Below are 20,146 nucleotides of genomic sequence, written 5' to 3' on the forward strand. Positions count from 1 at the left end.
CGATGTTTAAAACCCTGACACTTGCCGTAGCAACCACCGCCGCGCTTGCCGTCACCAATGCCGTCGCCGCACCGCGCGTCGAGCACGTCACATTCTCCTCGCATGGTGAGCAGCTTGTCGGCGAGCTCTATCTGCCGGAGGATATGGACGCGGCAAAACCTCGGCCGGCGCTGGTCGTGACCGGCGCCTGGATGACGGTGAAGGAACAGATGCCGGCCCGCTACGCCCGCGAGATGGCCGATCGTGGCTTCGTCGCCTTGACCTTCGATTTTCGCGGTTGGGGCGAAAGCGGCGGCCTACGCCGCCAGTACGAGGATCCTAGGGCCAAGATCGCCGACATCGAAGCGGCGGTCGCCTATCTCTCGAGCCGGCCCGAAGCCGATCAGGACCGCATCGGCGGGCTCGGCATTTGCGCCAGCTCCGGCTATATGGTCACCGCCGCCGCCGAAAACGCGGCGATCAAATCGGTCGCCCTCGTTGCGCCCTGGTTACAGGATGCCGAAGTGGTCGAGCAGGCCTATGGCGGCAGGCATGGCGTCGCCAGGCTTGAAGCCACGAGCGATGCGGCAGAGGCGGAATATCGCCGCACCGGCAGACAGGCATTCCTTCCGGCCGCGAGCCTGACCGACGAGCGCGCGATCATGTTCAAGGTGCCTTACTACACCGAACCCGATCGCGGCATGATCCCGGCCTGGCGCAACGAGGCCGATCCGGCGTTCTGGCGCGGCTGGCTGACGTTCGACGCCATCCAGGCTGCTCCGCGCCTGCGCCAGCCTTTTTTGATGGTGCACAGCGAGGCGGCTGCCATTCCGAAGGGGGCGCACAAATTCTACACGCGGCTGAACAGTTCCAGGCGGGAGCTGTGGCTCGACAACGTCACCCAATTCGATTTCTACGATCGTGCCGCGCCGGTGGAGGCCGCAAGCGATGCCGTCGCCGCGCACTTCCGCGCGACGCTGGGCAGTGCGGGGGAGGCGGGACAATGAGCCTCGTCACGCGCCGGCATGTCCTGGCCTCGGCGGTTTCCGCTGCGATGATTTCCGCCGTCTCGGCGCCCGCCTCGAGCGCTCCGGGAGATGCGCTGACGGTCAAAGACAGGATCGCAATCGCCGAGGCGATTGCCGGGATCGGCCTCTATGCCGATCTGCGTGAATGGAACCGGGTCAGATCCTATCTCGCAGCCCGTGTCACGACCGACTACACCAGCCTCTTCGGCGGCAAGGTCACGACTAGCGGCCGCGACGCGTTGATCGCGCAGTGGCAAGGGCTGCTGCCGGGCTTCGACGCCACCCAGCACCTCATCACCAACATCACCGTCGAGGGCGCGGGCAATGACGCGGTCGCACGCAGCCATGTCCGCGCAACCCACTGGATCGGCGGGCGGTTCTGGACGGTCGGTGGCAGCTACCTCCACCGGCTGGTGCGGACGCCGGAAGGTTGGCGCGTCAAGGCAATCTCCATCCGCCGCTTGTACGAAGAGGGGGATCGCGCCGTGCTGGCCGCCGCTGCCGGCCGGGTAAAGGCGGAGGCCAAATGAGTGTTCGGGTTTGCGCATGCCCAGTCGCGCGGCGAGGTTGCTCGGAGCATCGGCAACGTGAATATTGATCGAAATGTCGGGGCAGGCTTGGCGCATGCGGCATTAGTGCCGCCAACCGCGGAGACAGGACATGACCCTTTCATTGCAGGAGGTTTCCGATAGGCTTGAGATCGAACAGCTGCTTGTTCGCTATTGCTATGCGGTGGACGATCGCGACTGGGAAGCCTATCGCAAAATATTCACACCCGATGCCTTGCTTGACGACACTGTAACAGGTGGAATCAGGAGCGGTGTGGATGAGCATGTTGCTTACATGAAAGGCGCCCTTTCCAAGATATTGATCTCGCAGCACGCCATTTCGACAATCCTTCTGGATCTCCGAGGGGACGAGGCCAGCGCGCGCGTGCATTGTTCATGCCCGATGGTGGTAGACCTCGGCGAAGGCAAAAGGCAGGTCTTCTTCCAGGGGCTTTGGTATCGAGACCGCGTCGTACGCACGTCCGAGGGCTGGCGCATAAGTGAACTTGTCGAGGAAGGCTATTGGAATCACAATTTGCCGGAGGGGTTCGCGTTCTGACGTCTGTTACGCGCTGTGCTGGATCCGCCCCGGACGCCGTTCTCAGACCTGGCAGCTACTGGCGCAACACCGTGTTCTTGGTGCCTTCTTCGACCTGGTCGATGACCAGCAGCTTGACCGGGTCGGCGCCGACATTGGTCGCCTGATGCCATTGCCCGATCATCTCGATGATGAAATCACCTGTTTGATAGGTGTTGCTCTTGCCGGTCTCGACATTGGTGACCTGAAGCGTGCCGGCCTCGACATAGGCATAGCGCGGAAACGGATGCTTGTGGACCGGCAAGGTCGCGCCCGGCGCGATCTGATAGGCCGAGACCAGGACCTGGACGTTCTTCTGCGGCAGCGTGATCGGCTGGCCGGACGCGGTCTCGGTGCGAGAGGCAAGCGGGGTCACGACAACCGGCGTGCCGCTGGCATCGAGCGCCTGAGCGTTGTTTGCAAACAGTGCAGCAGCGAGCAGCGTCGATACCAAGATTTTTCGCATGATTCCCCCCGAGCTGCGCCAGCATTGCGCAGCGGGCATTGGCGCGCAAGCTTGTCCTGTCCAGCAGCGTTTATCCCGCTTTTCTGAACATGCCTGGCGTCATGCCATGCATGGCCCGGAATGTACGGGACAGATGGCTCTGGTCGGCGAAACCGGCCGCGATGGCGGCGTCGGCAAGGCCAAATCCCTGTTCGATCAGCGTGCTCGCCCGGCGCAATCGCCGGTCGCGGATATAGGCCGCCGGCGTCAGGCCAATTGCCTTGTTGAAGTCGCGGATGACCTGGAACCGGGTCACGCCAGCCGCGCCGGCAAGCCGCTTGAGATCGAGCCGTGAGCCAAGCTCGCTTTCGACAAGATCGCGGTAGATCGAAAATCTTCGCTGTGATCCGGAGCTTTCGATCTCTTCGGCCTGTCCGCTCGAATCGCCATGGCGAACGATCAGCCGTCGCAGCGCCACGAGCAGGGATGTCTCGGCCGTTATCGTGTCCGGGGATGTCGAGTCCTGGTGCGCTGCCGTCAATGCTGCGGCGAGACTGCTGTCTTCGATCGTCGCGCGCGAAAACACCGGAGCGCCGTCGCGGCCGAGTTCGCGGGCAAGCGCGCTCATCAGCGGCACCGAAGGATAAAACGTCCGGTAGGCCCAGCCTTCATCCGCCCCGCGTTCGCCGTCATGCCACTCCTCGGGATTGACGACGGCAATGGTGCCTGCCGGAGCGAGAACGCTTTTGCGGCCGATGCGAATGCGCTCGCAGCCAGAGGTGATCAGGGCGATCACATAGGTCGGGTGCGTGTGCAGGTCGTAGCGGTGCCGGGTGAAGCGCGCCTCGAGCAGGCCCAGGTCGGGAAAACACGGATGGCGCCAGTATTTCCCGGTCTCTGCCGCTTCGTTTGTCCTTGCCATGGTCAATCCGGTTCAAGACGCCTCTCGCCGGGCCTTCTATGGCTGGCAAACCAAGCCGCTTTTTGTCGGCGGAAAGGAGGCATCATGTTGCATAATGACCCCGTCGCTGCGCTGACACCAGAGGTTATAGGCTGGCGGCACCATCTCCATGCCAATCCGGAGCTCGCATTCAATGAATACGAAACGGCCCGTTTCGTTGCAGAGAAACTGCGCTCTTTCGGCGTCGACGAGGTGCATGAGGGGATCGGCGGCACCGGCGTCGTCGGTGTCCTGCGCAGCGGTGGCGGCGCACGCGCCATCGGCCTTCGCGCCGAGCTCGACGCGCTTCCGGTGCTGGAGAAAACCGGCTTGCCCTATGCTTCGAGGAGAGAGGGCGTGATGCACGCCTGTGGCCATGACGGCCACACCGCCATGCTGCTCGGCGCCGCCAAACTGCTCAGTCAATCGCGCGCCTTCGACGGCGCCGTCACTTTCATCTTCCAGCCGGCCGAGGAAAACGAGGGCGGCAGCATGCGCATGATCGAGGACGGCCTGTTCAAGCGCTTTCGGGTCGAAGCGGTCTATGCGGTCCACAACTGGCCGGGCATCAGGCTGGGGACGATCGCCGCCCGCGTCGGGCCGCAAATGGCGGCCGTCGATAATTTCGAGCTGACCTTCGAGGGTCTTGGCGCGCATGCCGCGATGCCGCAGCTCGGCGACGACCCGATCCTGGCCGCCAGCGCCTTCGTGCAAGCCGTCCAGCGCATCGTCAGCCGCTCGGTCGACCCGCAGAGCGCGCTTGTCGTCAGCATCACGCAGATCCATGGCGGCAATGTCGGCAACATCGTGCCGGGCAAGGTCTGGCTGCAAGGCACCTGCCGCTTCTTCGAGCACGGCCTTTCCGACCATTGCGAGAGGCTGATCGGCGAGATCGCACAAGGTATTGCCGCCGCGCATTCGCTCAAGGCCAGGCTCGACTACAGGAAGGGCTATCCGCCGCTGATCAATACGGCGGATGCGACGGCCCGCGCCGTCGAGGCCGCCGCTCCCGTCGTCGGCCGGGAGAATGTCTTGACCGAGTTCAGCCCCAGTCTCGGCTGCGAGGATTTCGCTTTCATGATCCGCGACGCCGGCGGCTGCTATGCCTGGATCGGCGCCGGCGAGGCTGGCCCGGGCAAAGGCCTGCATGGCGACCGCTACGTTTTCAACGACGAGGTCGTGCCGACGGTGATGCGCTATTACGTCAACCTGGTCGAGCAGACGCTTCCGCGGGCCGATCCTTCGACAGCAGTTTTTCCGGCGTGATCGGCAACTCCCGGATCCGCTTGCCTGTGGCGTCGAAGGCGGCGTTGGCAACAGCAGCGGCAACGCCGGTGGCGCCGAGTTCGCCGATGCCTTTGCCGCCGATCGGGCTGGCATGCTCGTCCACCTCATCGACGAAGTGGATTATGATGTCGCCGGGAATGTCGGCGTTGACCGGAATGGCGACCCCGGAAAGGTTCTTCGACAGGAACCGCCCAAGCACCGGTTCGTGCCTGCTCTGCTCCATGGCCGCCATGCCCCAGCCCCAGATGATGCCGCCCGTCATCTGGCTGCGTGCGGTGCGGGGATTGACGATGCGCCCGGCGCTGTAGCTGCCGACGGCGCGACGGAGCCTGAGCAGGCCGAGCCCCGGATCGACGCCGACCTCCATGAAAATCGCGCCGAAAGTGCGCATGGCGAGGCCTTTGCCATGCTGCGCCGGATCGAACGAGCCGGAGCCGACGATCTCGCCGATGTCGGTATGGCTCATCACATCGGCGATCGTCTGACCGCCGGCAGCGCCCCTGCGGCGAATCTTGCCGTCCTGCATCTCCACCTCGTCCGGCAGCAGATTGGCAAGACGGGCAAGCTGCGAACGCGCATCTTCGGCGGCGGCAAGCACCGCCGCGCCCACCCCCATGGTCGATGACGAGCCATAGGTCGGTCCCGCCTCCGGCAGCTGCGTATCGCCCATTTCCAACTCGATCTTCTCCATCGGCAGGCCCAGCACGTCGGCTGCGATCTGCGGAAAGATGGTGAGTGTTCCGGTCCCTATGTCCTGCGTGCCGGTGCGGATGAGCACCGTGCCGTCCCTGTGCAGCCTGACCTCGGCTGCAGGCGTCGGGTGGCGGAAACAACCCATGGTACAGGTCGCCATGCCGTAGCCGATCAGCCAATCGCCGTCGCGTTGCGGCTTGCGCGGGCGCTCGCGCCAGCCGAACAGGCGGGCGCCTTCCTCATAGGCCTCGCGCAGCTTCTTCGATGACCAGGGCTGGCCGGTGGCCGGATCCGTGTCCGCATGGTTGATCAGACGCAGGTCGAGCGGATCGACGCCCAGGCGGTGGGCGAGCTCGTCCATCGCGCTTTCGAGGGCCCAGGTGCCTGGACCCTCGACCGGCGCGCGCAGCGCCGTCGGCATGGCGACGTTCGCGCGCTCGACGCGCTGGCTGAGACGCATCGCCGGCGTGGCGTAGAGACCCTTCGAGGCTTCGGTGGCGAACTCGACGAAATCGTCGCTCACGGTGGTCAGGTTGATCACGTCCTGTTGCACGGCGGTCAGCTTGCCCGAGCTGTCCGCCGCCAGCACGATCTTCTGCGCCATGCGCGGCTGATAGCCGAGACAGGAATAGGCGTTGGCGCGGCTTAGCGCCAGCCTGACCGGGCGCTGCATGATGCGCGCAGCGGCGGCGGCCAGCACCTGATGCGGCCAGATCCAACCCTTGCCGCCGAAGCCGCCGCCGGTATGGCGGGAAATCACGCGGACCTTCTCGGCCGGGACATTCATGCGGGCGGCAAGCACCTGGCGGACACCGTAGACGTGCTGCGTGGCATCGTGCAGCGTCAGCTCTCCGTCATTCCACTCAGCGAGTGTCGCCGAGGGCTCCATGGCGTTGTGATGGCGCGACGGCTGCAAATAGACGGCTTCGACCGTGGCGGCGGCGTCGCTAAGCCCGCGGTCGACCTCGCCCTTCGTAAACGTCGGCTCCAGGAACAGGAAGCCGCTCTCCCTCGGCACGACCGCAGCCTTGTCGATGGCGGTCCACTCCGGCGGTGCCGGCAATTCCGGCTCGGCGAACTCGTAGCGCAATGCGACGCGGCGGGCGCCGGCCTCCGCCGCCTCCAGCGTCTCGCCCAGCACAATGGCAAGCGGCTGACCCTCGTGACGTATCTCGTCGCCCTGCATGGGCATGAAGCTCTGCGCGGCCGGCGGGCCTTCGGCCTGCTGCATCTGCGTATCGGGCTCGGCCCTCGGCGATGCGAACCGGCCGAATTTTGGCATGTCCTCATGCGTGAGCACACGCACGACGCCCTTCTCGGCGAGCGCGTCGTCGACCATGATCGACGTCACGCGGCCGGCCGGAACGGGCGCGGTCACGAGTACCGCATAGAGCAGGTCGGGGGCGAAATAGTCGGCCGCATAGCGGGCGCGGCCGGTCACCTTGGCGCCGCCGTCAGGGCGGGCAACAGGCTGGCTGATCATCATGACGGCATCCTCGCTGCTCTTTCGATCGCCCGCAAAGCGGCGGTCTTGGCCAGTTCGATCTTGTAGGCGTTCTGCGACAAGGGACGCGCTTCGGCGAAGGATTGCTCGATAGCGGTGCTCAACGCCTCGCGATCGCCGATTTCGGCACCGGCGAGCTGCTCCTCGGCGGCGCTCAGCCGCCACGGCCGCAGCGCGACGGACCCCAACGCCAGGGCCGCCCGACGGATAGTTTGGCCGTCCATCTCCAGCACAGCGGCGGCGGAGACGATGGCGTATTCGTAGGATTCGCGCTCGCGCACCTTGAGGTAAGCCGATCGCGGTGCCGCTGCCGGCAGCTCGATTGCCGTGATCAGTTCGCCTTGCTGCAACACATTGTCCGCCTCGGGCCGCGTATCGGGAAGCAGGTGGAATTCGGCTGCCGGAATGCGCCGGCCGCCGCTGCGGTGCGCGGTGACGATGACCGCATCAAGTGCTGCCAGCGCCACGGCCGGGTCGGATGGCTGGGTGGCGACGCAATCCTCGGTCCAGCCGAATATCGCGTGATTGTCGTTGATGCCATGCAATGCGGAGCACCCGGAGCCGAGCTGACGCTTGTTGCATGGCAGCTGCTCTTCGGCACGGAAATAGGCGCAGCGCGTCTTCTGCAGCAGATTGCCGCCTATCGTTGCGAGGTTTCTCAGCTGCGGCGACGCTGCGTTGAGGATCGCCTGGCTCAACACCGGATAATCGCGCATCACCAGCGCATGCTGCGCGACATCGTTGAGATGCATCAGCGCGCCGATCGTCAAGCCGCCGCCTGGCAGTGCCTCGATCTGATCCAGCCCATCGAGGCGGGAGATATCGATGATCCGCGCCGGCCCGGCAATTCCAAGGCGCAGCCAATTGAGCAATTCGGTGCCGCCGGCGAGAAAGGCGCTGTCCGGCGCGGCACCGGCCGCGATCGTGTCGCCCAGGCTATCGGCGCGCGCGTAGACGAATGGGGTCATTGGCTCACCCTCCCGGCCGCCGCGCGCACCGCCTCGACGATTTGCGGATAGGCCGAGCAGCGGCACAGATTACCGCTCATCCATTCGCGGATCTCGGCATCGGAGCCGGTATGTCCCTCCTCAATCAGCGCCGCCGCCGACATCACCTGTCCGGGCGTGCAGAATCCGCACTGGAACCCATCATGATCGATGAACGCCTGCTGCACGGGATGAAGCGCATCGCCGTTTGCCAGGCCTTCGATCGTCGTGACCTCGCGTCCCTCGCAGGACACGGCAAGTATCATGCAGGCATTCACACGCCGTTCGTCGAGATGCACGGTGCAGGCGCCGCACTCGCCGAAATTGCATCCCTTTTTCGTTCCGGTCAGATGAAGCCGCTCGCGCAGCAGGTCGAGCAGCGTGACGCGGGGATCGAGATCGGAAAGGCTGTGATCCTCTCCGTTCACCCGCAACCTTAATTGGTGCCGATCGTGGAAGTTCATGTGGGGGTACCTCGAAGCACATGCCGTACTCGCCGCAAGGACTCGTCCAGCAAGCAGCCACCCACCTGTCGAGGCGAAAATAGGGCGGTCGATTCCCGTGAAAAGGCGCTGCCGGTCAGGGAAGGCTAAAAAAGCGCATTTGAGATTTGCGGCGGAAAAGGCCCTGAATGCCGCCGCAAAAAGTATCACCGTAATTCCGTAATTCCCGTAATTCAGATTGGCTTGGGCGGCCTACATTGAGAACATTGCCGCGCCGCTGTCCAATCTAGGGCAGGCGGCTTTCCATGGCAGGGCGGCCTTGCGACTGGCAATGTCGTCCGGCAAATGAAAGATGAAGCTGAGAACTACGAGTTCGCGATCGGACGACGCCAGGATTCGCCGCAAGCGCACAGGAAACGAAACGTGACCGTGATCGCACTGAGGCGCTACTCGTTGCCGGCGGGCCGAGGAGGATTGCTCGTGAAGGTCGGCTACGGACGGTATCGCGCGGCAGTGTTGAACGCTGCCTGAGGATCAGTACGATCACGAGGGAAATCAGGGAGCGGATCGCCGCGTGGCAAGGAGGTGCTCCATGCCGGTCGTGGCGTCTGTGACCGCAGGGGCAGGCGCTGTCGAAATCCGCACCCGGCTTATGCCGCTGTTCCCGTGATGCCACCGCGCTGCACACGCCTCAGCCAGCACGTTCAATTCTCACCGTGACGGAACCGGGACGATCAAAGATCGAAACATCGCCGGCGACCTTCCCAAGCACAACGATGCCGGGCGACGGGACGCGACCATTCCGATAGTAGATCACGAAACGATCGGAACTCCACAGCCCGAGCGTGCCGACCGAGAAGTCGCGCTGCCGTCTCTGTTCCGGCAATAGAGCCGGTAGATTACCGGTCTTCTCCTGGCGAAGGTGGTCGCTCATCTCAATGGTAAGCGGCAACATCTGAGCAAGAGATTTTGCGGCTTCGTTATCGGCAAGATCGGCCGTGACCTCGCCCCAGTCTGATGAAATGCGAATACGTTCTCGAGCCATTGTGGGCCAACCATTCCAAATGCAATAACGCCAGCGCTCAGCAGTGATTTCAGCACGGGTCATTCCTCCGTTTTCTAGGCAGATGGAGCCCGCCCCAGCAAACACAGGCTCCATCTCGTCACTCACGCGGAGAGGTGCTGATTGAAGAAGCTGGTAAGCCTGTCGAACGGAATCAGGTCCACACGGTCGTAGAGATCGACGTGACCGGCGCCCTGGACCCAAACCAGTTCCTTGGGCTCGGCTGCCAGTCTGTAGGCTTCCTCGCTGAATTCCCTCGAATGCGCCTGATCGCCGCTGATGAACAGCATTGGGCGCGGCGAGATCGTCTCGATGTCATTGAACGGGTAGAAGTTCATGAATTTGACGTTGCTGGTCAGCGTCGGCTTAGTCGTTATCTGGTCGGAGACACCCGCCGGGGTAAACTCTCCGCGGGGTGTCCGATAGAAATCGTAGAACTCGCGCTGGATGGGATGCGTCGACGCGGTCAGTTCGAGATCAGTGCCGCCCGTATACTGGACTTGGCCGCCTTCGAATTCGGAGTAGCGCTGTTCGGCGGCCGCTGCGATGATCTGCTTCCGTTGCTCGACGCTTAGCGAGTGATTGAGTGCGTTTCGGTTCGCCGCGCCCATGTCATACATGCTGACCGTGGCGATGGCGCGCATGCGCGGGTCGATCTTGGCTGCGCTGATGACGAAGCTGCCGCTGCCGCAGACACCAATCGCGCCAATGCGGTTGCGGTCCACGAACGCGTGTGTCCCGAGGAAGTCCACCGCCGCGCTGAACGCCTCGGCGTAGACATCCGGTGAAACGATCTGTCGGGCTTCGCCCTCGCTCTCGCCCCAGAATGGCAGGTCGATCGCCATGGCGATGAAGCCCTGCTCGGCCATCTTGGTGGCATAGAGGGTCGCGCTTTGCTCTTTCACCGCGCCCATTGGATGGCCGACGACGATGGCCGGATGACGTGCATTGCGGTCGAGGTTCTTGGGAACGAGCAGATTTCCCGCAATATTCATCTGGTATTGGCTTTTGAAGGTCACTTTCTCCAGCGTCACCTGACCGCTTGTATAGAAATTGTTTGCACCGTTTGACATGTCTTGAGCCTTTGCGAAGGGAAAGTTGAAGAGTGACGCCCCACTGAAGGCGGCGATGCCGGAGCCGGTCAGCTTCAAAAGCTCCCGCCGGTGGATTTCACGCGCTGGTATTTTCGTATCAGGGGTATTCAAAGGCATTTCCGATCTCCTGTAAGTTTGGGTTGGAATTGAACCACTCGCCACTTTGGCCAGTCCTCTTCGAGTTTGAGCAGACGCCGACCGTTGCCGATCAGCGCGATTGCGAAGCCGGCCAGAACCAAGCTGCCGATGAAGATCGCGGAGATCGTCAGACCATACAGCAGCACCCCTCCGACTACCGCGCCCAGAAGGATCGAAGCCTGGATCGCCGCGACCATCAGGCTTGCCGGCGGCCTCGGCCGCATTTTGCGACATCCATGTCATCCAAATCACCGACATCGCGGTAATGCATTGTTGCAGTGCAAACCTAATGGTTTTGCCATAAAGCGATTACCCATATAAATCGGCATGAACCTATCGACTATATCGAATAATCCGCTGCAAGCGACGGAGAGAGAAACTTCATGGCCAGAACCGATCTCAACCAGTTGACGTGGTTTCAGGCTGTCGCAGAAGAGCGCAGCTTCACCAAGGCGGCGGCAAAGCTCGGCGTCGCGCAATCGACGCTCAGTCACACGATCAAGCAGCTCGAAACACGCATGGGCATACGCCTTCTGACCCGCACGACGCGTAATGTCGCGACGACCTTTGCGGGCGAAAGGCTGCTACAGACGATCACCCCGCGCATTGGTGAAATCGAAGACGAGATCACAGCGCTGATGGCGCTCCGCGAAAAGCCGTCAGGCTCGATCAGGTTGACCCTGTCCGACCACGCGCTCGAAAGCGTCGTCTGGCCGAAGCTTAAGCCGGTCCTCAGCGGCTATCCCGACATCGGCGTCGAACTGATCCTGGACAGCACCTTCCGCAACATTGTCGAGGAAGGTTTTGATGCCGGTGTCCGGCTTGGAGAGAGCGTCGAGAAAGACATGATCGCGGTCCGCATCGGCCCGGACTGGCGCTTAGTCGCCGTGGCTTCGCCGCGATACTTCGCGGCGCACAGCGTGCCTGTGCATCCGCAGGATCTGGTCCGGCACGTCTGCATCAACATGCGTCACGAAACCGCCGGTGGTCTGTACGCATGGGAGTTCGAGAAGGATGGACAGGCGCTGCGTGTCCGTGTGGACGGTCAACTTACCTTCAACAACTCCTACGCCATGATCGACGCTGCAGTGAGTGGCTATGGCATCGCCTATGTTCCCGAGAACATCGTGGAGCGGCACGTCGTCTCAGGATTGCTGGTGAAGGTCCTCGACAACTGGTCACCCTTCTTCGATGGCTATTTTCTCTATTATCCGAGCCGCCGCCAAAACCTTCCTGCGTTCAAGATCATTGTCGACGCGTTGCGGCATCGGGATCCGTCGGGATCGTGATGTTCCCTTCGTCATATTGTACTCAGGGGCGTGGTCGATAGCGGCTCATTCCTGAATCTCGATAGGCGCAGCAGGAAAGGCATAGGTCGAGGTCCGGTATCCAACTCGAAGCGTTAGTTATAACCAGAACATCGCGTCGATGCTTGCGCGAAGGTTGGCCACAACTTTCTTCCCCATCGCGCCGGCTGGAGCGAAGCGCATGATCCTACAGGGAAATTGAATAGGTCCGCGGCCGCATCGCACCGCAGCGTAGATGTTGGCTCCCCGGGCCGGATTCGAACCAGCGACCAACCGGTTAACAGAGGTTTTCCACCGATGTTTAAAGCACTTGATTGCAACACGTTGAAATGACCAACCAACTGATATCGCTACCATAAAGTGCCTCAGGCCGCGTCGATTTGTCTCAACCTGTATCGACAAAGCGCGCGTTCTGGCGTAGATCAATCCGTAGATCATGGAAACCGGTTGGTCGGAGGCATCATGCCGAAGGTAGCGCTTACGGATCGTTTCTGCCAAGCCGCAAAGGTAAGAGAGGGGAGAAAGACCGACTTTTTCGACTCGAGCACTACTGGTTTGTGTCTGCGCGTGTCGGCGGGTGGTGCAAAGGCATTCTTCCTCGTCTTCACAAAGCCTGGCACCGATAAGCGCGCTTGGTTGAAACTCGGTCGGTATCCCGATCTGTCGCTGGCAAAGGCTCGGGAGGCGGCAAAGGGCTCACGGGGTGATGTCACCGACGGTCTCGACCCGATTGCCGAGAAGCGCGCCGAAGCGGCTTCCATGTCGGTCACCGATCTTGTCGAGAACTATCTTGCTCGACGGGCTTCGAAGAATCGGAGCGGAGACGAAATCGCGCGCAGGCTGCGCAAGAATGTCAGCGGCAGGGACGCGGAAGGCCGGAAGATCGACGACCCGGAAAATGTAACGAGGCCCATCGGCGAAATGAAACTCGCCGCACTTCATCGACGCGATCTGACGAAGGCAATCGACGCGATTACCGACCGGGGGGCAGCGACGGAAGCGGTCCGCGTTTTCGAGGATCTTCGTGCCATGGTTCGCTGGGCTCGTGGCCGCGGCGATCTCGATGCGAACTTGATGGAAGGCATGCAGCCGCCGGCAAAGCCTGTAGAGCGGGATCGCGTGCTGAGCGTCGACGAAATTCGCACAATGTGGGCAGCATTGTCAAAAGCTGACATGTGGGAAGGGACGCGTCGAGTGATCCGGCTCTGTCTCATCCTGGGCGCCCGCGTAGGTGAGACGAGCGGGATGACACGCGGCGAGTTGGATCTCGACCGCTCGCTTTGGGTTCTTCCGCCCGAGCGGGTGAAGAACGCGAACGGCCACACTCTTCCATTGCCGGCAATGGCCGTTGACATTATCCGCGACCAAATGGCCGAGGCCGAAAAACTGGCGAAGCGGATGGACCGTGAGCCGTCGCCCTTCATCTTTCCCGGCGTCGGCGCAAAAGGTTCGATCGGCGGGGCTGCAATCGCGAAGGCACTCAAGCGGCAAGAAATCACGGTCAAGGGCAAGACAACGATTCTCGGAGTCGAGCCGTTCACAGCTCACGACTTGCGCCGGACTGCCGCAACGCGCATGGAAGAGCTCGGCGTTAACCCTTTCGTAATCGCCCATATTTTGAACCACGTCTCTATGACGCGGGCCAGCGTCACCAGCAGAATTTACGCCCGACACAGCTATATTCCTGAGATGACGGTTGCCCTGAGCCTTTGGGCGGATCGCCTCGCAGGGATCATGTCCGGAGGCGCCAATGTGGTGCCGATCGCGGGGAGGGCGACATGATGGGGAGGCGCTTGCACGGTCCGTCGCTCGAATCGGGGTCCGCCACTGTTTTTCGCTATTCGGTCGAAGAGCAGCAGGCAATCCGCGTTGCCGCGTCGGCAGCGTTGCATGGTGACGACCCCAAGACAGTGCGTGAGCACATGATCCACTTATATGTCGAGGCGAATCGGTATCTCGGCCGCGTAGCGTTGTCTGAAAGGATCAAAAGAAACGAGGGCGACAAAGACTTGTTTGCTGAACGACGGGCTCGTCACCGGAACACGATTTCGGCAGCGATGCATCTGCTACCTCGCGGCGAACAGCCGCCAAATTGCGACGGCACTTGGCCCATCCCAGCGTCCGAAATACAGGACACGCCGAAGTTGGCTTCCTCGTATCTTGAGGGACGGATTTCCGAGCACGCTTTCATACACGAGGTCGCTTTCCGTGCGCTGCAAAAGGAGGAAAAGCGCCTCGCTGAACCCGCCATTGAAGAATCCTGGATCGTTGGAAAGCGTGATCTCCATCCCCGCGACGATTTTGTGCGGGAAGCAGGTTTGAGTTGGGCAGAAATCACGGGCAAGACATTTACCGCCTGCAAAATTTCCCCTGCACCTCGCAGTCCGATGCTGAACTTTATAGTCGCCGTCGTAGATCCGGTGGCCAAGCAGGTCGGACAGGCAATCGACCGCGAAGCCTGGGTTAAGGTGATCCGTCGGCTGCAAAGACAAGAGTTGGTAACGAACTGAGCCGAGTTTCTTTAATTCGGTTCCTATGACGCCGCCTTTGACCGGCTGATGCTCCTAGCTGCAACACAATGCAGCGAAAGGAGCAACAATGACGTATCTAGTGCTTCCCCCGGGAACTCCGCATCTGCTCGACACCGACGAACTGTGCAGAGTGCTGAAACGCAGCCGCGCAGCGGTCCATCGCGCGGTTAAAGCCGGCAGATTGCCGAAGCCTGTGAACCTTGTCGGAGACGGCAAGAAGACGTTCTTGGCGCGGCAGGTAGATCAAAAGCTGGCAGAGCGAGCGGGCTTGGTCACTTTTAAGACGGACAGCGCGGACTTGCCGTCGCCGTCTGGGGCTTCTGCGGAGGCAGCGTAATGTACCCGGTTCTCGAGATGCTAATAGGAATCTACCGTGCCGCGGCATGGCTTGTCGCCAACGCGGCGGCCGCGAGGCGACCGCTCCTACCGACAATGCGCAGTGAGTTCGATCTGAGCCTGCCTGACGCAATCGAAACGATCCAGCGCGCCAACCGAATGGGGGGGTCGGAAGATGAGGCCCAGCCAAAATCGAAGCCGCCGCCCCGGGCCAGGGACGGCGGACATCAGAAGCGATGATCTTGAGGGATCTCGAGGAAAATATGCCCAAGCGGACCAAGATGCAAGCATTCCGGATAAAATCGTCGAAGAAATTCGACGGCTCTACCGGGCAGGTCATTCATTGCTGCCGATCGGCGGCAATGAAGGAAAATCGCCGCTCGTCAGGTACAAGGACCGCGCGGCCTTGCCGATCGACGCGGTGCTCCACAGAATGCTCGCTGCAGGATCCCGTGCCTTCGCTGTGCGCCTGCCTGGGATGCTCGTCGTAGATGTCGACGCGGACACACCGGAGGCGCGTAGTTATGTCCGCAAAGGCTTCGGCGAAAGCACGGTTCAGGTCCGCACACGGCGCGGCGTGCATCACTATTATCGCTTCTCGGGCAAGGCACCAAAGAATATTCGCCTGCCGAATATCGCGATCGACTTCAAGGCCGGACCGAACGAATACGTGCTGGCTGCTGCCAGCGTCCGCGCCGACGGGGTCGAATATATCGCGATTGGCGAGGCGCTTTGCGATGTTCGTGCTCTTCCCGAATTCGTCGACCGCCGGCCATCGGAGATACCCGAAGCCCATCCCGCCAGCGGGAGGGCAAGTATCCCGAAGGGCGCCCGAAACGACCAACTTTTCGCGTGCGCGGTCGCCTACACCCGTACCGCGTCTACCTACGAGCAATTGCTTGCGGATCTACTGCAGATGCGGACAATCATGTTTGACTCGCCGGAGGATTTTTCGGACGCGGAAGTCCAGAAAACAGCGAGGTCGGCTTGGGGATACCGCGAAGGCAATTCGCTGTGGGAAGGCAGGCACTCCGCAATGATGCTCCGGCGCGACATTATGGATCGGGTGCTTGCACGGCCGAACGGCTGCGAAGCGTGGAGTCTCTACTCGCTGCTCCAGAGCAACCACGGACATATCCAGGGCAAGCGCTTCAAGATCGCTTCGGCATCAATGCAGAAGGCTGGTGTGCTTCCACTTTCGAGGAAACTGATCATCCGGGCACGGGACATCCTCATTGAAGAGGGGTGCCTATTCAGGGTTGGTTATGAGGGCAGAGCAGTGCTCTACCTGCTAGGTTGGGGACATAAGGTAGGGGGGAAGGATGGGGGGAGGGTGTAGTATTACATAGTGTCCCCCACAGGACCAATGCTCAGAGTAATTAAGGGCGGCCGATAGCGTAAGCGGGCGCGAGCGACCCGAAGGAAATAACCGATGAGCGCATGACGAAGGGGTAGGAAATAGCCGATTTTGCACGTGGAAAGATTATCGGTTATTTCCTACCGAGCCCCGTGCTCAGCCAGGACGCACAATTCGCAACGCAGCAATCTGATCGTCAGTCGGTGCCACGCGTTTCGCACTCTGAAGGCAAAGCCGATCTACGGCTTGAGCCTCGCGCGGATAAAGGATGTCGCCGTAGCTAAGATCGCGGAGTGTACTCCTAAGAACCTCGGCGAGGTCCGGCCGGTCCGACGCTAGGTCGGAAATAACCTCCTCTTTGGTCAATTGAATGTTGTCAAACCAGCCGGGCACGTTCGTACCCACGCGATCACTTGCGATGCGGCGTGTCTTGGCCAGCGCCTCCCGCACGCGAAGCTCGTCACAACGCTGCTGATATCTCAAACCCCGGGCTCGCCGATCATCATGAAAGGCGGTGACCATACGGGTGTGGCCATCATCACCATTCAACTTGTCCTCTACCCAAGCAATGATTGGTTCGTGCAGGATCGCAAACCCGAGTATTACGAATGCTGTCCAAATCAATATGTCGACCATCACAAGCCTCCAGTGTTCGAGTCGAGTGAAATCGGAAATAACCGACTTGGCAAGACAATTTTTCAAAAGGAATCAGTGACTTGAACCTTTAATAGAGCGTGAGAGGATAGCTTGAAAGCGGAAGCCGAGGCCCCTGGCACCATGTCGTTAAAGATGCAAAACCTAACGCTGGGACCGACCGGTGCCCTTTTTTTTAGCTGATTGGCGAAAACACCTTGTCGGATATTTCCGACACCGGTCAAGGGAGCAGCCGCTTTGGTCCTGAACCATCATCAGAAGACGCGATTCTCGCACCGCAGGCGATGATCAGCCAGAGGTCTGGCGTCACCGAAAGAGGACTGGAGCGCTGCCGCCGTTCTCTCCGGATGGACGGTGATCGCTTCGCTGATGGTGACGTGAACGGCAGCTTCGCGCCTTAGTTCGGTCGTTGAGGTTAGCTTTGCGTCTGCCTGAAATCAGACATCCCCGACGGCCACGGGCTTGTTTTGGTCGAGGTCCTCACGCGGCCGGCTGCATAGCCGCCCTGAGCAGCATGCCAAATAGATCGCGTGGCTCGTCGGGATCAGCGAGCAAGTCGAGTTCCTCATAAAGGCCGCTCGCTTGCAGCTGGTCGCGCACATAGCGCAGCGCCGAAAAATCTTCCGTGGCGAAGCCGACGGAATCGAACAGCGTGATCTGCTTGGCGTCCCGGCGGCCTTGTTCCTTGGCGGCAGTCACTTCCCAGAGCTCGGTCACCGGGTGATTGGGTTCCAACTGCTGGATTTCGCCCTCGATGCGTGTCTGTGGTCGGAACTCGACGAAAATGTCGGAGCGCAGCAGGATGTCCTTGTGCAGTTCGGTCTTGCCGGGGCAGTCGCCGCCCACGGCGTTGATGTGAACGCCGGAGCCAACCATGTTGTTAGTGAGAATTGTGGCGCACTGCTTGTCCGCGGTGACCGTGGTGATGACGCCGGCACCTTCAACCGCTTCCTCCCCGGTTTCGCAGATGGTGATGTCAAATCCCATGCCAGCCAGGTTCTTCGCGCATTTTCGCGACGCCGACCGGTCGATGTCGTAGAGCCTCAGCCGGTCGATGCCTATCAGCGCCTTGAAGGCGATCGCCTGGAACTCCGATTGGGCACCATTGCCGATGATGGCCATGGTGCGTGCGCCGCTCGGCGCCAAATACTTGGCCGCCACAGCGGATGTGGCGGCGGTGCGCAGTGCCGTCAGGATGGTCATCTCGGTGAGCAGCATCGGGAGCCGCTGCCGACATCGGCGAGCACGCCGAAGGCGGTGACCGTTTGCAAACCCTGGCGCATGTTCTTGGGATGGCCGTTGACATATTTGAAGCCATAGAGGCGCCCATCGCTTGTCGGCATTAGTTCGATGACACCGTCATGGCTGTGCGAGGCGATGCGTGGCGTCTTGTCGAAAAGTTCCCAGCGGCGGAAGTCTTCCTCGATGTAGCCGGCCAGCTCAGTCAGGAAGCGCTCGACCCCGATAGCAATCACCAGCTTCATCATGCTGTCGACGCTGACGAAGGGAACGACGTTCAGTTTTGGCGTGGTCATTGTCAAAAGCTCCTTGTCGGGCGTTCCATGATGCGACGTCCCATCAGGCTCGCCGTCAAATCGACCATCAGCGTCGCGGTTCGTCCACGCTCGTCCAGAAAAGGGTTCAACTCGACCAGATCCAGGCTAGAAACGAGGCCGCTGTCGGACAGCATCTCCATCACCAGATGCGCCTCACGGAACGTCGCGCCGCCGGGAACCGTGGTGCCGACTGCGGGCGCGATCGACGGGTCGAGGAAGTCGACGTCCAGGCTGACATGCAGCAGCCCGTCTTCGGCAGATACCCGCGCTAGGAAGGCGCGCAGCAGCGGCGCAATGCCATACTCATCGATGGCACGCATGTCGTGCACGGTAACCCCCGCCTGGTTGAGCGCGCTGCGCTCGGCCGGGTCGACGCTGCGCAGGCCCATGGTGCAGATACGGGTTGGATCGACCGCTGCCGGCAGATCCGGGAAATAGCCACTGAAACCCGGCTGACCGCTGGCATAAGCAAGCGGGACACCGTGCAGATTGCCGCTGGCGGTGGTGTCGAGCGTGTGGAAGTCCGGATGCGCGTCGAGCCACAGCACGAACCTCGGGTCACCCGTCAAGATGTGTTCTGTAGTTGGCAACTTCGCACGCGGCGAGTCGCTGGCTGAGTATGTGAAGCGGCTCGTTGGTTCGGCCGTTCCGCACACTGAGGAACAGGGTTTTCAGATATTCAACATGTTCAAATCTCGGTCACCTGACGACCCGTTCTATGTCGTGCACGTGTACGGTGCTGTCAAAGACACCGAGATGTTCTCGTCAATTGGCATCATCGTACCTTCTGGCCCAAAGGACTAGATCGGAGGCTGATCGAGCGTCACGCTCAGGTGTTCAACGAAGCTTGAGGGCGACATGGCGCAGCAGGGTCCGAGCGGGTGTTTTGCTCTAGCGGTTCGTCGACATCGAACCGGCCAACGGGGGTCGCCACGGCATGTCCCGTGCTCGCGGGATGATCAAGCAATGGATCGGGCTGATTGAGCATTGGCTTTGCGAATTTACAGCACCGAGTATCGGCCCGTGCTCTGGGAGCGTTGCCCGATTGACCAAGCAATGCTACCGCCGGCGCGCAGAGGGCTCAGTCCGCGAAAGGACGATGATTCAAACGGCCGACATCGAGTTTCAGCGTCGGAGCGCATCACGCGGAGCCCTTGCTACCTGTTCGAGGGCCGCCGCCCGCTTAAATTACGCGGCGCGTCGTTGAGCAGGATGAAGACCTGAACGGGTTAGACGAGGGTCGACCGCGGTCACGATGCTGTGGTGGTGATCGCAGTAGACGCGATCCGGCGAAGTCGGCCCAGCACAAAAACGGTAACCGCCAGGTACTGAGGGGTCTTCGCTCACCGGGAAGCGGCACTGATAGACGCCGAGCTGGATAAGGGGGACGTCTCTCGTAGCTAGTCTGATATTTTCAGGCATGATGGTTTTCAGAATCCTAGTTCATAGCTATTGCCGGCTGACGGCCGCAGTGCGACCGCGCCGGGGCGAGCTTCTCTCGTTTTGGAGGGCTGTCCATCACCATATGGTGTGCGTCGCACCGTCAATGAAGCCCGGCGCGCTGCTTCTGATGCCAATAGTTTGCGACTTAAGGCGATACCCTCCGGCGAAGGCCGCCTTGCGAGAGGACGGCACGGTAGCGAGGCTGCGCTCTTAAGGTCGCCCTTACGAGCGAAGTTA

General features: G+C 61.3%; 19 protein-coding genes and 2 pseudogenes. 10 read left to right on the plus strand and 11 right to left on the minus strand.

Features of this window, described 5'->3' with window-relative positions:
- The first annotated feature begins 2 nt into the window (after window positions 1-2).
- From NKH04_RS22850 to NKH04_RS22860, 3 genes are all read left to right on the plus strand, one after another.
- The gene (locus tag NKH04_RS22850; RefSeq protein WP_352614022.1) at window positions 3-986 is read left to right on the plus strand and encodes an alpha/beta hydrolase; all 984 of its coding nucleotides are present in this window, start codon (window positions 3-5) and stop codon (window positions 984-986) included.
- Complete coding sequence (locus tag NKH04_RS22855; RefSeq protein WP_352539717.1) at window positions 983-1,537, plus strand: nuclear transport factor 2 family protein; 555 nt, start codon at window positions 983-985, stop codon at window positions 1,535-1,537. Before NKH04_RS22850 ends, NKH04_RS22855 begins: the two co-directional genes overlap by 4 nt.
- 130 nt (window positions 1,538-1,667) lie before the next feature.
- Complete coding sequence (locus NKH04_RS22860; protein ID WP_352539721.1) at window positions 1,668-2,114, plus strand: nuclear transport factor 2 family protein; 447 nt, start codon at window positions 1,668-1,670, stop codon at window positions 2,112-2,114.
- Between the two features lie 55 nt (window positions 2,115-2,169).
- Here the strand turns inward: NKH04_RS22860 and NKH04_RS22865 are convergent, their stop codons facing one another.
- Window positions 2,170-2,598: a cupin domain-containing protein gene (locus tag NKH04_RS22865; RefSeq protein ID WP_352906968.1), complete on the minus strand. Its 429-nt coding sequence runs from the start codon at window positions 2,596-2,598 to the stop codon at window positions 2,170-2,172.
- Window positions 2,599-2,668: 70 nt separating this feature from the next.
- Window positions 2,669-3,499: an AraC family transcriptional regulator gene (locus tag NKH04_RS22870; RefSeq protein WP_352970722.1), complete on the minus strand. Its 831-nt coding sequence runs from the start codon at window positions 3,497-3,499 to the stop codon at window positions 2,669-2,671.
- 84 nt (window positions 3,500-3,583) lie between these two features.
- Between NKH04_RS22870 and NKH04_RS22875 the strand changes: the two genes are divergently transcribed.
- Window positions 3,584-4,783, plus strand: coding sequence for an amidohydrolase (locus NKH04_RS22875; protein WP_352970724.1), 1,200 nt, complete (start codon window positions 3,584-3,586; stop codon window positions 4,781-4,783).
- On the opposite strand, the gene NKH04_RS22880 is transcribed toward NKH04_RS22875, so the two are convergent.
- Genes NKH04_RS22880 through NKH04_RS22890 form a run of 3 tightly spaced genes read right to left on the minus strand, consistent with a single transcriptional unit; the run spans window position 4,722 to window position 8,451 of the window.
- The gene (locus NKH04_RS22880; RefSeq protein WP_352970726.1) at window positions 4,722-6,983 is read right to left on the minus strand and encodes a xanthine dehydrogenase family protein molybdopterin-binding subunit; all 2,262 of its coding nucleotides are present in this window, start codon (window positions 6,981-6,983) and stop codon (window positions 4,722-4,724) included. The two genes, NKH04_RS22875 and NKH04_RS22880, sit on opposite strands and share 62 nt — an antisense overlap.
- The gene (locus NKH04_RS22885; protein ID WP_352766811.1) at window positions 6,980-7,969 is read right to left on the minus strand and encodes an FAD binding domain-containing protein; all 990 of its coding nucleotides are present in this window, start codon (window positions 7,967-7,969) and stop codon (window positions 6,980-6,982) included. Before NKH04_RS22885 ends, NKH04_RS22880 begins: the two co-directional genes overlap by 4 nt.
- The gene (locus NKH04_RS22890; RefSeq protein WP_352618343.1) at window positions 7,966-8,451 is read right to left on the minus strand and encodes a (2Fe-2S)-binding protein; all 486 of its coding nucleotides are present in this window, start codon (window positions 8,449-8,451) and stop codon (window positions 7,966-7,968) included. The genes NKH04_RS22885 and NKH04_RS22890 overlap by 4 nt, the downstream gene beginning before the upstream one ends.
- 324 nt (window positions 8,452-8,775) lie before the next feature.
- On the opposite strand from NKH04_RS22890, the gene NKH04_RS22895 reads away from it, so the two are divergent.
- Complete coding sequence (locus NKH04_RS22895; protein ID WP_353045011.1) at window positions 8,776-8,961, plus strand: hypothetical protein; 186 nt, start codon at window positions 8,776-8,778, stop codon at window positions 8,959-8,961.
- 160 nt (window positions 8,962-9,121) lie between these two features.
- On the opposite strand, the gene NKH04_RS22900 is transcribed toward NKH04_RS22895, so the two are convergent.
- Genes NKH04_RS22900 through NKH04_RS22910 form a run of 3 tightly spaced genes read right to left on the minus strand, consistent with a single transcriptional unit; the run spans window position 9,122 to window position 10,922 of the window.
- A complete protein-coding gene (locus NKH04_RS22900) occupies window positions 9,122-9,538 on the minus strand; it encodes a cyclophilin-like fold protein (protein WP_353045012.1) in 417 nt (138 codons plus the stop codon).
- A gap of 59 nt (window positions 9,539-9,597) precedes the next feature.
- Window positions 9,598-10,644 (minus strand): alpha/beta hydrolase, encoded by a 1,047-nt coding sequence (locus NKH04_RS22905; protein ID WP_352685030.1) that lies wholly within the window; start codon window positions 10,642-10,644, stop codon window positions 9,598-9,600.
- Window positions 10,645-10,694: 50 nt separating this feature from the next.
- On the minus strand, window positions 10,695-10,922 hold the full coding sequence (locus NKH04_RS22910) for a hypothetical protein (RefSeq protein ID WP_352470377.1): 228 nt from the start codon (window positions 10,920-10,922) through the stop codon (window positions 10,695-10,697).
- Between the two features lie 186 nt (window positions 10,923-11,108).
- Here NKH04_RS22910 and NKH04_RS22915 point away from each other — a divergent pair, with 186 nt between their 5' ends.
- From NKH04_RS22915 to NKH04_RS22930, 4 genes are all read left to right on the plus strand, one after another.
- The gene (locus NKH04_RS22915) at window positions 11,109-12,014 is read left to right on the plus strand and encodes a LysR family transcriptional regulator (RefSeq protein WP_352539727.1); all 906 of its coding nucleotides are present in this window, start codon (window positions 11,109-11,111) and stop codon (window positions 12,012-12,014) included.
- Between the two features lie 480 nt (window positions 12,015-12,494).
- Window positions 12,495-13,814 carry a tyrosine-type recombinase/integrase gene (locus tag NKH04_RS22920; protein ID WP_353045013.1) on the plus strand — a complete coding sequence of 440 codons (1,320 nt, stop codon included), beginning with the start codon at window positions 12,495-12,497 and terminating at the stop codon, window positions 13,812-13,814.
- Window positions 13,811-14,542 carry a hypothetical protein gene (locus NKH04_RS22925; RefSeq protein ID WP_353045014.1) on the plus strand — a complete coding sequence of 244 codons (732 nt, stop codon included), beginning with the start codon at window positions 13,811-13,813 and terminating at the stop codon, window positions 14,540-14,542. Before NKH04_RS22920 ends, NKH04_RS22925 begins: the two co-directional genes overlap by 4 nt.
- Before the next feature lie 532 nt (window positions 14,543-15,074).
- Window positions 15,075-16,238: a bifunctional DNA primase/polymerase gene (locus NKH04_RS22930; RefSeq protein WP_353045015.1), complete on the plus strand. Its 1,164-nt coding sequence runs from the start codon at window positions 15,075-15,077 to the stop codon at window positions 16,236-16,238.
- Between the two features lie 174 nt (window positions 16,239-16,412).
- Here the strand turns inward: NKH04_RS22930 and NKH04_RS22935 are convergent, their stop codons facing one another.
- Window positions 16,413-16,892: a hypothetical protein gene (locus NKH04_RS22935; RefSeq protein WP_353045016.1), complete on the minus strand. Its 480-nt coding sequence runs from the start codon at window positions 16,890-16,892 to the stop codon at window positions 16,413-16,415.
- A gap of 215 nt (window positions 16,893-17,107) precedes the next feature.
- Here NKH04_RS22935 and NKH04_RS22940 point away from each other — a divergent pair, with 215 nt between their 5' ends.
- Window positions 17,108-17,311, plus strand: coding sequence for a hypothetical protein (locus tag NKH04_RS22940; RefSeq protein ID WP_353045017.1), 204 nt, complete (start codon window positions 17,108-17,110; stop codon window positions 17,309-17,311).
- A gap of 79 nt (window positions 17,312-17,390) precedes the next feature.
- On the opposite strand, the pseudogene ocd reads toward NKH04_RS22940, so the two are convergent.
- Both ocd and NKH04_RS22950 read right to left on the minus strand, forming a co-directional pair.
- A pseudogene (ocd, locus tag NKH04_RS22945) lies at window positions 17,391-18,445 on the minus strand (ornithine cyclodeaminase).
- Between the two features lie 2 nt (window positions 18,446-18,447).
- Window positions 18,448-19,032 (minus strand): annotated as a pseudogene (locus NKH04_RS22950) (arginase family protein); the annotation flags it as partial.
- Window positions 19,033-20,146 lie beyond the last annotated feature (1,114 nt).

It is taken from the genome of Mesorhizobium sp. M1365, assembly GCF_040317865.1.
GTDB lineage: Bacteria > Pseudomonadota > Alphaproteobacteria > Rhizobiales > Rhizobiaceae > Mesorhizobium.

Coding starts and splice junctions, on each gene's coding strand:
- NKH04_RS22850 (WP_352614022.1), top strand. CDS start 3: ATGTTTAAAACCCTGACACTTGCCGTAGCAACCACCGCCGCGCTTGCC.
- NKH04_RS22870 (WP_352970722.1), bottom strand. CDS start 3,499: ATGGCAAGGACAAACGAAGCGGCAGAGACCGGGAAATACTGGCGCCAT.
- NKH04_RS22900 (WP_353045012.1), bottom strand. CDS start 9,538: ATGACCCGTGCTGAAATCACTGCTGAGCGCTGGCGTTATTGCATTTGG.
- NKH04_RS22890 (WP_352618343.1), bottom strand. CDS start 8,451: ATGAACTTCCACGATCGGCACCAATTAAGGTTGCGGGTGAACGGAGAG.
- NKH04_RS22875 (WP_352970724.1), top strand. CDS start 3,584: ATGTTGCATAATGACCCCGTCGCTGCGCTGACACCAGAGGTTATAGGC.
- NKH04_RS22880 (WP_352970726.1), bottom strand. CDS start 6,983: ATGATGATCAGCCAGCCTGTTGCCCGCCCTGACGGCGGCGCCAAGGTG.
- NKH04_RS22935 (WP_353045016.1), bottom strand. CDS start 16,892: ATGGTCGACATATTGATTTGGACAGCATTCGTAATACTCGGGTTTGCG.
- NKH04_RS22865 (WP_352906968.1), bottom strand. CDS start 2,598: ATGCGAAAAATCTTGGTATCGACGCTGCTCGCTGCTGCACTGTTTGCA.
- NKH04_RS22910 (WP_352470377.1), bottom strand. CDS start 10,922: ATGGTCGCGGCGATCCAGGCTTCGATCCTTCTGGGCGCGGTAGTCGGA.
- NKH04_RS22915 (WP_352539727.1), top strand. CDS start 11,109: ATGGCCAGAACCGATCTCAACCAGTTGACGTGGTTTCAGGCTGTCGCA.
- NKH04_RS22885 (WP_352766811.1), bottom strand. CDS start 7,969: ATGACCCCATTCGTCTACGCGCGCGCCGATAGCCTGGGCGACACGATC.
- NKH04_RS22855 (WP_352539717.1), top strand. CDS start 983: ATGAGCCTCGTCACGCGCCGGCATGTCCTGGCCTCGGCGGTTTCCGCT.
- NKH04_RS22920 (WP_353045013.1), top strand. CDS start 12,495: ATGCCGAAGGTAGCGCTTACGGATCGTTTCTGCCAAGCCGCAAAGGTA.
- NKH04_RS22895 (WP_353045011.1), top strand. CDS start 8,776: ATGAAAGATGAAGCTGAGAACTACGAGTTCGCGATCGGACGACGCCAG.
- NKH04_RS22930 (WP_353045015.1), top strand. CDS start 15,075: ATGAGGCCCAGCCAAAATCGAAGCCGCCGCCCCGGGCCAGGGACGGCG.
- NKH04_RS22860 (WP_352539721.1), top strand. CDS start 1,668: ATGACCCTTTCATTGCAGGAGGTTTCCGATAGGCTTGAGATCGAACAG.
- NKH04_RS22925 (WP_353045014.1), top strand. CDS start 13,811: ATGATGGGGAGGCGCTTGCACGGTCCGTCGCTCGAATCGGGGTCCGCC.